The following is a 13457-nucleotide window of genomic DNA, read 5'->3' as shown; positions in this document are numbered from 1 at the left end:
CCCGGTTCGCATCGGTCAATAGCCGCTGTCGGTGGTCAGCACCATATGGCCCGGGCTCACCTCGCGATAAAGCGAAGGCTCGGGCCGATAATCCGGTGAATGAATGGGCGACGGGATCGGTTTGAAGTTCAAATCCTTCTCGGCCTTGCGGCGATGCGGGTCGGCGATCGGCACCGCCTTCATCAGCGCCTGGGTATAGGGGTGCTGCGGATTTTCGAAGACGGCGGCGCGCGGCCCCATCTCGACGATGCGGCCCAGATACATCACGCCGACATGGTGGCTGACCCGTTCGACCACCGCCATGTCATGGCTGATGAAAAGATAGGACAGCCCCAGTTCCGCCTGCAGCTCCATCATCAGGTTCAGCACCTGCGCCTGCACCGAGACGTCGAGCGCCGAGACCGCCTCGTCCGAGACGATCAGCTTGGGGTTCAGCGCCAACGCCCGCGCGATGGCGATCCGCTGCCGTTGGCCGCCCGACATCTCGTGCGGATAGCGGCGCATGAAGCTGCGCGGCAATTGCACCCGGTCGAACAGGGAGGCGACGCGATCCTGGATCTCGGACCCCGAGGCGATGCCATAGTTGCGCATCGGCTCGGCCACCTGATCCAGCAGCTGCATCTGCGGATTGAGCGAGGCGAAGGGATCCTGGAAGATCATCTGCATGTCGAGCCGCGCCTTGCGCAGATCGCGATCGTTCAGCGACATGATGTCCTTGCGATCAAGCTCGATCTCTCCGGCCATGGGTTCGACCAGCCGCAGCACCGATCGGCCACAGCTCGATTTGCCGCAACCGGATTCGCCCACCAGGCTCAGCGTCTGCCCCTTGTTGATGGTGAAGGAGACATCCTCGACCGCGTGGACATTGGCGACGGTGCGACGGAAGAAACCGCCCTTGACCGCGAAGCGCGTGGTCAGCCCCTTGACCCGCAACAGCACCTCGTCGGTGCCGGGAATCGGTTCGATCTTCTGGTTCTCGACGCCCATCAGCTTCATCGGCTCGGGCGCCGCCTTGCCACGCATCTCGCCCAGCTTCGGCACCGCCGCAAGCAGCGCCTTGGTATAATCGTGTTGCGGGTTCTCGAAGATCTGCTCGACCGGCCCCTCTTCGACCTTGTTGCCACGGAACATGACGACAACCCGGTCCGCCATCTGGGCGACCACGGCCATGTCGTGGGTGATGAACATCACCGCCGTGCCGGTCTCGCGCTTGAGGCGGTCCATCAGGGCGAGGATTTCAGCCTGGATCGTCACGTCGAGCGCGGTTGTCGGTTCGTCCGCGATCAGCAGGCGCGGCTCGCAGGCCATCGCCATGGCGATCACCACCCGCTGGCGCATACCGCCCGACAGCTCGTGCGGATATTGATCCAGCCGCCGTTCGGGTTCAGGAATGCGTACCTCGCGCAGCAGCTCCAAAGCGCGGGCACGGGCCTGGGCCTTGGTCATCCCCTTGTGCACCCGCAACCCTTCGGTGAGCTGCCGCCCGACCGTGAAGACCGGATTGAGCGCGGTCATCGGCTCCTGGAAGATCATGCCGATCTCATTGCCGCGGATCTGGCGCATCAGATCCTGATCGGCCTTGGCAAGGTCGACTTCCTCACCGTTGCGACGATCAAAAATTAGGCGCCCGGCCGCGATATCGCCCCCTCCGAACTCCACCAGCCGCATCAGCGACAACGAGGACACCGACTTGCCAGAGCCGGATTCGCCGACGATACAGACGGTTTCACCGGGATTTACGGAAAACGACACATTCTCGACCCCGACAACGGGACCATCTTTGGTTTCGAATTCGACGCGAAGCCCTTCGATCCGGGCGATCGGATTATCCAGCACAGCGCTCCCCTTTTTATAATTATTGACCCGACGCTAAGGCCGGCATGGCGCCGGTGTCAAACCCCCGAACAGAATTTCCCCGCGGCAAGGCTTGCTTTTTTCTCAAACTTTGTTTCGATGGTCATGTATCCGTCGCCGCGAATTGCTGAGAATGCTCCGACTGCTCGAGTATTTTTCTTGAATTCCAATATTTTGCGTGACGCTACGGAACCAAAAACTCTGCTCGGACGAGCGGATAAAGCGACACGACAATGTGTCCAACGTGGAGTGTATAATGAAGATCAAATCCCTATTGCTCGGCGCCATTGCCTCGACCGCACTGGCGCCGGCTGCCATGGCTGAACGCGGCAGCGACGGCACCGTCAACATCATCTACTGGCAGGCGCCGTCGATCATGACGCCCTATCTGTCGGGCGGCACCAAGGACATCGAATCCTCGTCCCTGGTGCTGGAACCGCTGGGCCGCTATGATCCGGAGGGCAATATGGTGCCCTTCCTCGCCGCCGAGATCCCGACGCTGGAGAACGGCGGTGTTTCGTCTGACCTGATGACGATCACCTGGAAGCTGAAGCCCGGCCTGAAGTGGTCGGATGGCAGCCCGGTGACCGCGGCCGACCCGGCCTTCACCGCGGAATACTGCATGCATCCCGAAGGTGGCTGCGCTCAGCTTGCCAAGTTCGACGGCGTCGACAAGGTCGAGGCGCTGGATGACCTGACCGTGAAGGTCACCTTCAAACGGCCGATGCCGAACCCCTATGGCCCCTTCATGGGCGCGCAATCGCCGATCCTGCAAAAGGCACAGTTCCAGAACTGCCTGGGCACCAAGGCCCCCGAATGCACCGAGGCGAACTTCTCTCCGATCGGCACCGGCCCCTTCAAGGTGGATGACTTCCGCCCCAACGACGTGATCGCGCTGTCGGCCAACCCCAACTATCGCGACCCGGCCAAACCGGCCTTCGCCAAGGTGAACTTCAAGGGCGGCGGCGATGCCACCGCGGCCGGTCGTGCGGTGCTGGAAACCGGCGAATACGATTATGCCTGGAACCTGCAGCTCGCCCCCGAGGTGATCGCGCAGATGGCCGCCGCCGGCAAGGGCGTCGCCGTCTCGGCCTTCGGCACCCTGGTCGAACGGATCGAGGTCAACCTGACCGATCCGTCGCCCTCGCTGCCCGACGATGTGCGATCGACCCGCGAGGCGCCGCATCCGATCCTGAGCGACCTGCGCGTGCGCAAGGCGCTGTCGATGGCGATCGACCGCGGCCTGCTGACCGAGGTGGGCTATGGCCAGGCCGGCCGACCGACCTGCAACCTGGTGCCGGCTCCGGCGCTCTATGCCTCGCCCAATACCGACTGCATGACGCAGGACATCGAGGGCGCCAAGGCGCTGCTCGAGGAAGCCGGCTGGAAAGTCGGTGCCGGCGGGGTGCGCGAAAAGGACGGCATGAAGCTGCAACTGCTCTTCCAGACCTCGACCAACGCGGTGCGTCAGGACTTCCAGGCGCTGATCAAGCAGTGGTGGAGCGAAATCGGCGTCGAGACCGAACTGCGCAATATCTCCGGCTCGGTCTTCTTCGGCGGTGACCCGGGCTCGCCCGACACTTTCCAGAAGTTCTATGCCGACGTCGAGATGTACGCCAACAACTTCGACGGCACCGATCCGCAGGCCTATCTGGCCACCCGTCGCTGCGGCGCGGAACCGAAACCCTCCACCCAGTGGCAGGGCACCAACATCAACCGCTACTGCGATCCGGAATACGACAAGCTGCTCGACGAGCTGCTGAACACCGGCGCGCTGGAGAAACGCGGTCAGCTCGCCATCAAGCTGAACGAGATGCTGACCAAGGAAAGCTATGCCATCATTCCGCTGGTCGATCGCGGCCGCGTCTCGGCGCATTCCAACACCCTGGGCGGGGTCCTGCTGAACACCTGGGACTCCGAACTCTGGAATGCGGCGGACTGGTACCGCATCAAGTAAACCGGCCATCGACAGCCCTGGCACCGTCCGGGGCTGTTCTTTCTGACAAGGGCGTGCCCCCCGGGGCACCCCACAGAACCTAGGGTGTATCCTCCATGCTCACCTTTACCGTTCGGCGCCTGGTCTTGGCCGTGCCGACGTTACTGTTCATCAGCCTGGTGCTGTTCCTGCTCCTGGAATTCGCACCCGGCGACCCGATGGCACAGGTCCCCCTCACCGTGCCGCCGGAAGTCAAAGAGAAAATGCGCGAGGCGCTGGGGCTTGGTCAGCCGGTGCACGTGCGGTTCTGGAAGTGGCTGGTCCAGTTCTTCTGGATCGAGCCGCAGGTGCTGATCGACCATATCTTCGGCACCAGCTTCTCGGCCGGCGATCTGCGCGTGATCTCCTGGCAGACCCGCAGCCCGGTGATGGATATCGTGATTCAGCGCATTCCCCAGACCCTCTGGGTGGTCGGCACCGCCTATGTGGTGGGCGTGCTGATCGCGCTGCCGATCGGCATCTATTCCGCCTACCGGCAATATTCCTGGTTCGACCAGGCCGGCACCTTCGTGTCGATGATCGGCTTTTCGGTACCGCCCTTCTTCTCGGGCGTGTTGGTGATCGTCATCTTCTCTGTCAACCTGGGCTGGTTCCCCTCGATCTATGATACCACCCTCAAGGTGGACAACTGGGACAGCTTCGTCGTTCAGCTCAGGCAGATGATCATGCCGGTGACGGTGCTGGCGTTGCAGATCACCGCCCAGATCAGCCGCTTCATGCGCGCCTCGATGCTGGATAACCTCAATCAGGATTACGTCCGTACCGCCCGCGCCAAGGGGCTGGGCGAAAGGACCGTGGTCCTGGTTCACGTCCTGCGCAACTCGATGATCCCGGTGGTCACCGTCATCGCGCTCGGGGTGCCCTCGATCTTCGGCGGCGCGATCATCACCGAACAGGTGTTCAAGGTGAACGGCATCGGCCAGCTGCTGATCGGCGCCATCCAGGCCAACGACCTGCCGATGGTGCAGACGCTGACCTTCATCTTCGCGGTGCTGATCGTGCTGTTCAACCTGATCGCCGACGTGCTCTATGGCCTGCTTGACCCGAGGATCCGCTATGACTGACAACGACCGTCTGGTGCCCGACGACGGAATCGCCCCGGCCTCGACCGCCCTGCCCGCAGCCGGCACGCTGGAGGAATTCACCAAACCGCCGCAACGCCAATGGCGCGAAGTCTGGCATCAGTTCAAGAACCACAGGGGCGCGCTCTATGGCGGGTGCCTGTTCCTCGTGATCATCGTCTGGGTCTATCTCGGGCCGATGTTCTGGGACTTAGATCCGACCAAGATCGACATCCGCGCCCGCAACCAGGGCCCCAGCTTTACCCATCCCTTCGGCACCGACCAGCTTGGCCGCGACACCTTTGCGCGGATGATGGCGGGCGGCAAGACCTCGGTCTCGGTCGGCATCACCGCGATGCTGCTGGCGCTGGGTCTCGGATCGCTGGTGGGTGTTCTGTCGGGCTTCTTCAAACGGCTCGACGGGCTGCTGATGCGGCTGACAGATCTGTTCCTGGCGCTGCCGCTGCTGCCGCTGCTGCTGGTGATGATGCTGCTGTTCCGCGATCCGCTGAACGCTGCCTTCGGGCCCGAACAAGGCATCTTCATCCTGATCGTCGTCTCGATCGGGGTGACCAGCTGGATGCCCACGGCCCGGATCGTGCGCGGCGATGTGCTGGCGATCAAGGAGCGGGAATTCGTGCTGGCCGCCCGGTCGATCGGCACCACCAACGCGCTGATGATCCTGCGGCACATCCTGCCCAACGTGCTGTCGCCGATCATGGTCTCGGCCACGCTGGGGATCGCCACCGCGATCATCACCGAAAGCTCGCTCAGCTTCCTCGGCCTCGGCTTCCCGCCGGACTTCCCCACCTGGGGGCGGCTGCTGTTCGACGCCACCGACTATCTGCAGCAATACCCAGAGCGGGTGTTCTGGCCGGGTCTGGCGATCTCGCTCACCGTGCTCAGCGTCAACTATCTGGGTGATGGTCTGCGCGATGCGCTCGATCCGCGCATTCGCGGGCGCTGAGCCATCCGGACGCACAAAGACAGACCGCCGCCCCAAGGGGCGGCGGTTTTCGTTTGCCCCTGCCCTAATCACTGGCCCTAATCACTGGCCCTAATGGCCCGCGCCGCCCTCAAGCCGCCGCCGCACCCGGCGCACCCCGGCCCAGACCGCCAGCGCGACAGGCAGCACCAGCGCCGCTGTCAACATCCCCTTGCTGAGGCCGCCAAGCTCGGCCACGGGATAGAACAGATAGGAGGCCAGCGAGACCGCGTAATAGCTGATCGCCACCACCGACAGCCCCTCGACCGTGTGCTGCAACCTGAGCGAGAGATCGGCACGCCGGTCCATGCTGGCCAAAAGCGCCTGGTTCTGGCCGCTGCGCTCGACATCCACCCGGGTGCGCAACAGCTCTCCGGCGCGCATGGCGCGGTCGGCCAGCGCCTGCAAGCGGGTCTCGGTCGATTTCACCGTGCGCATCGCCGGCTCATAGCGGCGCGCCATGAAGTCGCCAAAGCTCTGCCGCCCCTGGAACCAGCCTTCCCGCAGCGAGGCGATGCGCTGGTTGACCAGGGCTTCATAGGCGCCGGTGGCACCGAAGCGAAAGGCCCCCCGCGCCGCCAGCGTCTCCAACTCGGCCGAGATCGACAAGAGCCGGGTCAGGGTCTGATCCGCCGGGCTGTTGCCGCCGCTCATGTCCGTCATCAGCCCGAGCAGCCGGGTGTCGAGCGCGTCGATCTTCGGCGCCAGTCCTCGGGCGCGGGAAAACCCCAGCATCGACATCGCCTTATAGGTCTCGATCTCGCATAGCCGCTGTACCACCCGGCCGACCCGGCGCTGGCCGGTGCCCTCGGTCACAAAGACGGCAAAGCGCATGTTGCCGGCAGGGTCGATGCGGAAATCTCCGGCGGCGACGGCGGCATCGTCCAGCACATGCGACACCGCGGTGCTTTCGGCCACGAACCAATCCGCCAGAGCCGCGTTGATGCCCTCGTCATCCGGCCGCGCCGCCACCCGGATGGCGATCGAGGTGATCCGCTGCCCCGGGGCGCGGCCCAGCCAATCCTCAGGGAAAACATCAAAATCCGCCGGATCGAAGGCACGCTCCGACAGCCCCGCGGAAATCGCCGTATAGGTGACGAATTCGGTGTGCTGCTCCCATTTCAGCACGTGCCGGCCGATCCGGCCGGAATAATGCGTCGCCCCCGGCTGCGGATGCGGTGCGCCGTGACGGTCGAGCAATTCGGTCAGATGCGCCAGATCGACGGCGCGATCCCGGCTGACCGCCTGCGTCGGCTGCTTGATCGCCAGATAGACCACCGTGGCCGGAGGGGTGACGACGGGAAAGGGACGCGCGTGCAGCTCGTTGGCAAGCTGATAGCGCAGGGGATGATCTTCGATGGGCGGCATGGCCTCGGCTCCGTCAGGGAACCCCCGTTATAGCCCCGCCGCCCAAATTTTCAAAACTCTTTTTATATTTCAACTAGTTACTGGAATACCACCGTATACATTCGCTCAGGCCGCCCGGTCGAAGACCTCGATCGCCGCGTTCAGACCGTTGATCGCCGCCGGCATTCCGCCATAGACCGCCATCTGCCAGATGACCTCGAGCACCTCGCGTTCGCTGGCGCCCGCGGCCAGCGCGTGTTCGATATTCACCTTCAGTTGCGGCCCGGTCTGCCCGCCCATCGCGGTCAGCGCCGCCACGGTGCAAAGCTGGCGAGTGCGCAGATCGAGCCCCTCGCGCGCGTATTGCCGGCCATAGGCCCATTCGACCAGGGTTTCGGCCATGCCAGGGATCGTCGCATCATAGCGATCCGCCAAGGCGGCCTCCAACCCCGGGTTCATCTCGGCCAGCAGGTCGCGGCCCTTCTGCAATGCATCAGACATTCGTCATCTCCTTCTGTGTCTCGTTTTCCAATGCGCGATAATGGGCGACCTTGCGGTCCATCAGCGCGAGCGTCTCTTCCAGCTCAGCCAGGCGGCGGGCGATCTCGGTGCGGTGCGCTTCGAGCATGGCGCGGCGTTCGGCATAGGTGGCCGGCCCTTCGGCGCGCAGCCGGGCATAACGGATGCGGTCGGCCTGTTTCATGCCGGTGGCGTTGAGCTGGTCGAGAAAGCGGATCCAGCCCAACGCCGCCTCGGGGTAATCGCGCCGGCCGGCATCGTCGCGCGGCGGCGGCTCGATCAACCCGATCTTCTCGTAGAACCGCAGCGTGTCGATGCTGAGGCCTGAACGTTCAGCCATCTCGGAAATCTTCATCGCATGACCCTTTCTGCCTGAGTCGTCCCAAGCTTACGGGCTGGAGTACACTCCAGCTCAAGCGGTTTTCTGCGCCTGCGGGGAAAAAAAACGGTGCGCCGCGTAGGAGTGGGTCCGCACGCCCGTAAAGCCTTGCACAGAGCAACACGAGAGGACGCGATGAACCGCAAATCCCCAACCGCCCTGCCGCTGCTGGCCGCGCTCAGCCTCGGCGTTCTGGTGCTGCCACTCGCGGCCGAGACGCCGGCGGACCAGGCCTTTGCCCGGCTCGACGCCAATGGCAACGGCAGCCTCAGCCGGGAGGAGTTTCTCGACCTGCGCCGGCAGATGTTCGCCGCGCTCGATGCCAATGGCGACGGCTTTCTCACCCGCGAGGAGATCGAGGCGGCGCGCGCCGGCGGTCAGGGCGGCAGCCGGATGCAGCGCAACACCCGTGTCTGGCAGCAGGATGCCAATGGCGACGGCCGGCTGAGCCTGGCCGAATACACCGCCCAGACCCGAGGCTTCGACCTTGCCGACCAGAATGGCGACGGCGCGCTCAGCCGCGCCGAATTCACCCGCATCGCCCGTTATCTCGCGCCGAAACAATAGCCCCCAAAGTATCCATTTCAGGAGATTTCCATGCAAACCCCCATTCGTCTGACCGCCGCATCGCTCATCGCGGCGCTCCTCGCGCTGCCGGCGGCTGCCCAATCCGTCACCGTCACCGGCAATAATGGCGGCACGATCCAGAAAAGCCGCGATTGCCTGCGTGGTGGCGGCACCGCCATGTGTCAGACCAGTGCCACGGCCACCACCGCCAACGGCCAGACCGCGACCCGCAACCGGACCCGGGTGACCGGCGATGGGCAATCGACCACCACGGTGTCGCGGATCGGAGCCAATGGGCAGACCGGCGGACGGACCCGTCAGGTCAACCGCTGATCCCGGCGCCCGACGGCAAAGCGACGTGCAATTGATGGAGGACGGGTGAGCGATCTCTCCCCCCCAGAGCAGGCGCAAGCCCTGGTGGCCTCGATGGCCGCCGGGGATCGTTCGGCATTGGCCGGGCTGATCCGGCTCTATGGCCGGGGCATCGAGAGCTTTGCCGCCCGCACCCTTGGCAATGTCGCCGATGCCGAGGATGTCGCGCAGGAGGTGTTCCTGCGCGCCTGGCGGCTGGCGCATCGCTATGACCCCGCCAAGGCGGCGGTGTCGACCTGGCTTTACCGCATTGCGGTGAACCTCTGCATCGACCAGCGCCGACGGCGCGGCTTGCGACAGTTTCTCGGGCTCGACACTCCGGAACTGGGCGACGGGCCCGTCGATCCCGCTCCGGATGTGGAACAGCAGACCGACGCCCGGCAACGGTTGGCACAACTGACCCCGGCGCTGCAGGCCCTGCCCCAACGTCAGCGCATGGCGCTGCTGTTGAAGGTGGTCGCCGAGCTGGACACCGCAGCGGTCGCAGCCGCGCTTGGCACCAGTCCGGGCGCGGTCGAACAGCTTCTGGTGCGCGCTCGCGGCGGGTTGCGCGCCCGATTGGAGGAGGAGGCCCGGCAGACCCGGGAGAACGGAATGAAAGGGAGACCGGAGAGATGACAGACACCCCCATCGTCCCGCCAGACGCGGACGAGGCTTTCGATCACTGGCTGCGCGATACCCTGGGCGAGGCGGACGACCTTGCCGGCCCCGGAGCGCTGAGCCAAGCGGTGCTGACCCGGCTGGTCGTGGCCACATCACAGCCGCGCCTGCATCTTGGCGCCGGCGGCCTGCTGGCCGGCTATGGCACCTTGCTGTCGCTCGGCCTTCTGGCCGGATACGTGGCGCTGCCACTTCTGGGCGTGTCGGCCGAATTGATCGGGCTGATCAGCGCCGTTGGCGACGGTCTGGTTCTGACCACGGGAGGCTGGTGATGCCGGAGATGTCGCACAAACCCCGTCGGAACCGGGGCCGGATGATCCTGATCGGCGTGCTGGCGGTGTCGCTGCTGGGCAATGCGGTCAGCATCGGCACCGTGCTGCGGTTCCAGCAGATGCGCAGCAGCCTGCTGGGGCCCGGATCGCAATCGGCGCTTTTCCCGCGCGACTATCGCAGGGAATTCAATGCGGCGCTGAAGGCGCATCAGCCCGAGATCAAGCAGGAGCTGGCGCAGATCGTCGCCGCCCGCAGCAAGATCGTCGAAATGGCAATGGCCCGGCCTTTCGACCGGGCCAGCACCCAAGAGGCGATGACAGAGTTCCGCGATCAGGTCACGGGCACTCTCGCCCATGTTCAGGCAATCCTGCTGGACGTGATCGAAGACCACGCCCAGCAGGACAATTGATCACCTAGTCGATCAGCGGGATCAGCTTGTCGACGCTATCCTTGGCGTCGCCATAGAACATCCGCGTGTTCTCCTTGTAGAACAGCGGGTTCTCGATGCCGGAATAGCCGGTGCCCTGACCGCGCTTCGACACGAAGACCTGTTTCGCCTTCCAGACCTCGAGCACCGGCATGCCGGCGATCGGGCTGTTCGGATCTTCCTGCGCGGCCGGGTTCACGATGTCGTTCGAGCCGATCACGATGACCACATCCGTGTTGGGGAAGTCGTCGTTGATCTCGTCCATCTCCATCACGATGTCATAGGGCACCCGCGCCTCGGCCAGCAGCACGTTCATGTGCCCGGGCAGACGGCCGGCGACCGGGTGAATCGCAAAGCGCACTTCCTTGCCCGCGGCCCGCAGCTTGCGGGTCAGGTCGGAGACGGCGTTCTGCGCCTGCGCCACCGCCATGCCATAGCCCGGCACGATGATCACGCTGTCGGCCTCGTTCAGAGCTGCCGCCACGCCTTCGGCGTCGATCGCCACCTGTTCGCCCTCGACCTCCATCTGCGGACCGGTGGTGCCACCGAAGCCGCCGAGGATCACGCTGACGAAGGACCGGTTCATCGCCTTGCACATGATGTAGGAGAGGATCGCACCCGAGGAACCGACCAGCGCGCCGACCACGATCAGCAGATCGTTGCCCAGCGAGAAACCGATCGCCGCCGCGGCCCAGCCCGAATAGCTGTTCAGCATCGACACCACCACCGGCATGTCGGCGCCGCCGATGCCCATGATCAGGTGATAGCCGATGAAGAAGGCCAGCAGCGTCATCGCGATCAGGGTCCAGCCGCCGGCGCCGTTCATGTACATGATCAGCAGGATGACCGACAGGATCGCCGCGGTTGCGTTCAGCAGGTGACCGCCCGGCAGTTTGGTCGCCTTCGAGGTCACCTTGCCAGCCAACTTGCCGAAGGCAATGACCGACCCGGTGAAGGTCACGGCGCCGATGAAGACGCCAAGAAACAGCTCGACCTTGAGGATGCTCAGCTCGACCGGGCTCTTATGCGCGACCAGCGCCGCGAAACCGGTCAGCGCCCCGCGCGCCTCGGGGGTCATGGTGGCAATCCGCGCGGCTTCGATATGGGCGTTGAAGCCCACGAAGACGGCGGCGAGACCGACCAGAGAGTGCATCGCCGCCACGAGTTGCGGCATTTCCGTCATCTGCACGCGGGTGGCGACGATATAGCCGATGATGCCGCCGCCCGCGATCAGGACCAGCGACAGCAGCCACAGGCCCGAGCCCGGCCCGATCAGCGTGGCGAAGACCGCCAGCGCCATGCCCGAAATGCCGTACCAGACGGCGCGCTTGGCACTTTCCTGCCCCGACAGCCCCCCGAGCGAGAGGATGAAGAGGACGGCTGCGACCACATAGGCCGCCGTGGTGAATCCGAAGTCCATTGTCTCCACCTCCCTTTAGGATTTCTGGAACATGGCGAGCATGCGCCGTGTCACGAGGAAGCCGCCGAAGATGTTGATCCCGGCCATGAAGACCGACAACGCCGCCAGCACGATCACCAGCCCGGAGCCAGAGCCGATCTGCATCAGCGCACCGAGGATGATGATCGACGAAATCGCGTTGGTGACCGCCATCAATGGCGTGTGGAGGCTGTGGGAGACGTTCCAGATCACCTGGAAGCCGATGAAGACCGACAGCACGAAGACGATGAAGTGCTGCATGAAGCTGGCCGGGGCCACCAGGCCCACGCCCAGCAGCAGCGCACCACCGACCACCAGCAGGGTGATCTGCGTCTTGGTCTGGCTCTTGAAGGCCGCAGCCTCCTGCGCCTTCTTCTCCTCGGGCGTCAGCTCCTTCGGCTTCTCCTTCTTCTGCGCCGCGATCGCCTGCACTTTCGGCGGCGGCGGCGGGAAGGTGATCTCACCGCCAAAGGCGACGGTGGCACCGCGGATCACGTCATCTTCCATGTTGTGCACGATCTGACCGTCCTTGTTCGGGGTCAGGTCGGTCATCATGTGACGGATGTTGGTGGCATAGAGCGTCGAGGCCTGGGTCGCCATCCGGCTGGGGAAGTCGGTATAGCCGATGATGGTGACGCCATTGTCGGTAACGATCTTCTCGTCCTTGACGGTCAGCTTGCAGTTGCCGCCCTTCTCGGCCGCGAGATCGACGATCACCGAGCCCGGTTTCATGGCTTTCACCATGTCCTCGGTCCACAGTTCCGGCGCCTCGCGGTTGGGGATCAGCGCGGTGGTGATGACGATATCCATCTCGGGCGCCAGCTCGCGGAATTTCTTGAGCTGGGCAGCATGGAATTCGGGGCTGGAGACCGAGGCGTAACCGCCGGTGGCGGCGCCGTCCTGCTGCTCTTCCTCGAAGTCGAGATAGACGAATTGAGCCCCCATCGATTCGACCTGCTCGGCCACCTCGGGACGCACGTCGAAGGCATAGGTGACAGCACCAAGAGAGGTCGAGGTGCCGATCGCGGCAAGACCGGCCACACCGGCGCCCACCACCAGAACCTTCGCCGGCGGCACCTTGCCCGCGGCGGTGATCTGGCCGGTGAAGAAGCGGCCGAAGTTATTGCCGGCCTCGATCACCGCGCGATAGCCGGCGATATTGGCCATCGACGACAGCGCATCCATCTTCTGGGCACGGCTGATCCGCGGCACCATTTCCATGGCGATGACAGCGGCGCCAGAGGCCTTGGCCTTTTCCAGCCCGTCGGCATTGCCGCCCGGGTTGAAGAAGGAGATCAGCGTCTTGCCCTTGTCCAGCAGTGCAAGCTCTGCGTCGCTGGGCTGACGGACCTTGGCGATGATATCCGCCTCTTTCCACAGATCAGCGGCGGTCTTGACGACCTCGACCCCGGCAGCCTCATAGGCGGCATCCGAAAACCCGGCGGCCGCGCCGGCGCCAGTTTCGATGGCGCAGTCATAACCCAGCTTCTGCAACTGCAGAGCCGAGTCGGGCGTCATCGCGACCCGCGCTTCGCCCTCGTAGATTTCCTTCGGTGTCCCTATTTTCACCTATTCAGTC

The 13457-nt window shown here is 64.4% G+C and carries 14 protein-coding genes; 8 read left to right on the top strand and 6 right to left on the bottom strand.

Annotated elements, in window-relative coordinates; genetic code table 11:
• Positions 1-15 precede the first annotated feature (15 nt).
• Positions 16-1836 carry a dipeptide ABC transporter ATP-binding protein gene (locus ACN0V4_RS04180; RefSeq protein WP_417673316.1) on the bottom strand — a complete coding sequence of 607 codons (1821 nt, stop codon included), beginning with the start codon at positions 1834-1836 and terminating at the stop codon, positions 16-18.
• A gap of 274 nt (positions 1837-2110) precedes the next feature.
• Between ACN0V4_RS04180 and ACN0V4_RS04175 the strand changes: the two genes are divergently transcribed.
• The 3 genes from ACN0V4_RS04175 to ACN0V4_RS04165 all read left to right on the top strand — a co-directional run bounded on the left by ACN0V4_RS04175 (position 2111) and on the right by ACN0V4_RS04165 (position 5878).
• Entirely contained in the window at positions 2111-3811 is a 1701-nt protein-coding gene (locus ACN0V4_RS04175) for a peptide ABC transporter substrate-binding protein (protein ID WP_417673314.1), read from the top strand.
• Positions 3812-3906: 95 nt separating this feature from the next.
• The gene (locus ACN0V4_RS04170) at positions 3907-4914 is read left to right on the top strand and encodes an ABC transporter permease (RefSeq protein WP_417673312.1); all 1008 of its coding nucleotides are present in this window, start codon (positions 3907-3909) and stop codon (positions 4912-4914) included.
• A complete protein-coding gene (locus tag ACN0V4_RS04165) occupies positions 4907-5878 on the top strand; it encodes an ABC transporter permease (RefSeq protein ID WP_417673310.1) in 972 nt (323 codons plus the stop codon). The genes ACN0V4_RS04170 and ACN0V4_RS04165 overlap by 8 nt, the downstream gene beginning before the upstream one ends.
• Before the next feature lie 90 nt (positions 5879-5968).
• Here the strand turns inward: ACN0V4_RS04165 and ACN0V4_RS04160 are convergent, their stop codons facing one another.
• From ACN0V4_RS04160 to ACN0V4_RS04150, 3 genes are all read right to left on the bottom strand, one after another.
• On the bottom strand, positions 5969-7264 hold the full coding sequence (locus ACN0V4_RS04160) for a DUF3422 family protein (protein WP_417673308.1): 1296 nt from the start codon (positions 7262-7264) through the stop codon (positions 5969-5971).
• Positions 7265-7369: 105 nt separating this feature from the next.
• A complete protein-coding gene (locus ACN0V4_RS04155; RefSeq protein WP_417673306.1) occupies positions 7370-7744 on the bottom strand; it encodes a carboxymuconolactone decarboxylase family protein in 375 nt (124 codons plus the stop codon).
• Positions 7737-8117: a MerR family transcriptional regulator gene (locus tag ACN0V4_RS04150; protein ID WP_417673304.1), complete on the bottom strand. Its 381-nt coding sequence runs from the start codon at positions 8115-8117 to the stop codon at positions 7737-7739. Before ACN0V4_RS04150 ends, ACN0V4_RS04155 begins: the two co-directional genes overlap by 8 nt.
• 159 nt (positions 8118-8276) lie before the next feature.
• On the opposite strand from ACN0V4_RS04150, the gene ACN0V4_RS04145 reads away from it, so the two are divergent.
• Genes ACN0V4_RS04145 through ACN0V4_RS04125 form a run of 5 tightly spaced genes read left to right on the top strand, consistent with a single transcriptional unit; the run spans position 8277 to position 10422 of the window.
• On the top strand, positions 8277-8708 hold the full coding sequence (locus ACN0V4_RS04145) for an EF-hand domain-containing protein (protein WP_417673302.1): 432 nt from the start codon (positions 8277-8279) through the stop codon (positions 8706-8708).
• 30 nt (positions 8709-8738) lie between these two features.
• Positions 8739-9041, top strand: coding sequence for a hypothetical protein (locus tag ACN0V4_RS04140; protein WP_417673300.1), 303 nt, complete (start codon positions 8739-8741; stop codon positions 9039-9041).
• A 45-nt stretch (positions 9042-9086) separates the two neighbouring features.
• On the top strand, positions 9087-9698 hold the full coding sequence (locus ACN0V4_RS04135) for an RNA polymerase sigma factor (RefSeq protein WP_417673298.1): 612 nt from the start codon (positions 9087-9089) through the stop codon (positions 9696-9698).
• Positions 9695-10012 carry a hypothetical protein gene (locus ACN0V4_RS04130; RefSeq protein ID WP_417673296.1) on the top strand — a complete coding sequence of 106 codons (318 nt, stop codon included), beginning with the start codon at positions 9695-9697 and terminating at the stop codon, positions 10010-10012. Before ACN0V4_RS04135 ends, ACN0V4_RS04130 begins: the two co-directional genes overlap by 4 nt.
• A gap of 8 nt (positions 10013-10020) precedes the next feature.
• On the top strand, positions 10021-10422 hold the full coding sequence (locus ACN0V4_RS04125; RefSeq protein WP_417673294.1) for a hypothetical protein: 402 nt from the start codon (positions 10021-10023) through the stop codon (positions 10420-10422).
• Between the two features lie 4 nt (positions 10423-10426).
• Here ACN0V4_RS04125 and ACN0V4_RS04120 read toward each other — a convergent pair whose 3' ends face one another.
• Together ACN0V4_RS04120 and ACN0V4_RS04115 are read right to left on the bottom strand one after the other, a co-directional pair.
• Entirely contained in the window at positions 10427-11860 is a 1434-nt protein-coding gene (locus ACN0V4_RS04120; RefSeq protein ID WP_417673292.1) for an NAD(P)(+) transhydrogenase (Re/Si-specific) subunit beta, read from the bottom strand.
• 15 nt (positions 11861-11875) lie between these two features.
• Positions 11876-13447, bottom strand: coding sequence for a Re/Si-specific NAD(P)(+) transhydrogenase subunit alpha (locus ACN0V4_RS04115; protein ID WP_417673290.1), 1572 nt, complete (start codon positions 13445-13447; stop codon positions 11876-11878).
• Positions 13448-13457: the final 10 nt, after the last annotated feature.

This window comes from Pseudodonghicola sp., from assembly GCF_048268305.1.
Lineage (GTDB): Bacteria > Pseudomonadota > Alphaproteobacteria > Rhodobacterales > Rhodobacteraceae > Pseudodonghicola.
The sequence above is the reverse complement of the archived record's forward strand: the minus strand, read 5'-3'. Positions and strand labels throughout refer to the sequence as shown.

Coding starts and splice junctions, on each gene's coding strand:
- ACN0V4_RS04175 (WP_417673314.1), top strand. CDS start 2,111: ATGAAGATCAAATCCCTATTGCTCGGCGCCATTGCCTCGACCGCACTG.
- ACN0V4_RS04170 (WP_417673312.1), top strand. CDS start 3,907: ATGCTCACCTTTACCGTTCGGCGCCTGGTCTTGGCCGTGCCGACGTTA.
- ACN0V4_RS04165 (WP_417673310.1), top strand. CDS start 4,907: ATGACTGACAACGACCGTCTGGTGCCCGACGACGGAATCGCCCCGGCC.
- ACN0V4_RS04160 (WP_417673308.1), bottom strand. CDS start 7,264: ATGCCGCCCATCGAAGATCATCCCCTGCGCTATCAGCTTGCCAACGAG.
- ACN0V4_RS04155 (WP_417673306.1), bottom strand. CDS start 7,744: ATGTCTGATGCATTGCAGAAGGGCCGCGACCTGCTGGCCGAGATGAAC.
- ACN0V4_RS04150 (WP_417673304.1), bottom strand. CDS start 8,117: ATGAAGATTTCCGAGATGGCTGAACGTTCAGGCCTCAGCATCGACACG.
- ACN0V4_RS04145 (WP_417673302.1), top strand. CDS start 8,277: ATGAACCGCAAATCCCCAACCGCCCTGCCGCTGCTGGCCGCGCTCAGC.
- ACN0V4_RS04140 (WP_417673300.1), top strand. CDS start 8,739: ATGCAAACCCCCATTCGTCTGACCGCCGCATCGCTCATCGCGGCGCTC.
- ACN0V4_RS04130 (WP_417673296.1), top strand. CDS start 9,695: ATGACAGACACCCCCATCGTCCCGCCAGACGCGGACGAGGCTTTCGAT.
- ACN0V4_RS04125 (WP_417673294.1), top strand. CDS start 10,021: ATGTCGCACAAACCCCGTCGGAACCGGGGCCGGATGATCCTGATCGGC.
- ACN0V4_RS04120 (WP_417673292.1), bottom strand. CDS start 11,860: ATGGACTTCGGATTCACCACGGCGGCCTATGTGGTCGCAGCCGTCCTC.